The organism is Halomonas sp. DP5Y7-2, assembly GCF_019802025.1.
Lineage (GTDB): Bacteria > Pseudomonadota > Gammaproteobacteria > Pseudomonadales > Halomonadaceae > Halomonas > Halomonas litopenaei_A.
Map to the genome: position 1 here is coordinate 1 of NZ_JAHVHY010000026.1, position 715 is coordinate 715.

Consider the following 715-nt stretch of genomic DNA (forward strand, 5'->3'; position numbering starts at 1 on the left):
CTGGCGGCCTGGGGCAAGCAGGGCCGCGACTACCTGCAGCTGCTGAGCGAACATGACCATACCGATGTCGAGGCCATGAGCGCCCTGCTCGATGGCGCCGTCGACCTGTTTCTCGAACCCAACCGCGTGGTAAAGCAAGGCACTGGCGAGCTCATCCTCGAGCCCACCGTCGACAACATCGAAGAGCTCATCTAAGCGTTACCGCTTGCTCTCCGAGCCACCGGGACGACTCGACCTGTCTTGAGCTCCGGGAGACCCTGAGAGGCCCTGGGGCACAAGGAACGGGGCACAAGGAACGAGGCAAAGAACTCGACCTTCGGAACTCGGAGCACGCAGCAAAGCCCCACTAAAGTGGCCTACCGAAGCGGAAGCTCAGTCCGGTCGCGACTGCGCTTCCTGCTCGCGCTTCCTGCTCGCACGACCAGAACCGGTCCTGCTGTTTCGTGGCAGCGGGCCACCCGCGAACGCCGCTGGCCCTGAACCGCTGAGTCCCGTCACGCTGTCTCCAGGCCATGACGCAGGAAGACCTCTTGCCTGGTGATTGATCGTGACGCCAGCTCTGGCATTATCGAACCCCAGGCAAGCGGGCCACCAGACCCAAGCCATCGCCCCTGGGCAACCTGACGCAGTCCTTCGCTGTTCACGTCACGGATGACGTGAAGACACCGCACAAGGAGCCATGATTCATGCTAGGTGCACTCTCCGACTTCCCCGA

At 62.8% G+C, this 715-nt stretch carries 1 protein-coding gene; it reads left to right on the top strand.

Annotation, left to right across the window (positions count from 1 at the left end; all coding sequences use genetic code 11):
- A partial coding sequence (locus tag KUW18_RS19590) for a hypothetical protein (RefSeq protein ID WP_222562196.1) occupies positions 1–195 on the top strand: 195 nt, incomplete at its 5' end.
- Positions 196–715 lie beyond the last annotated feature (520 nt).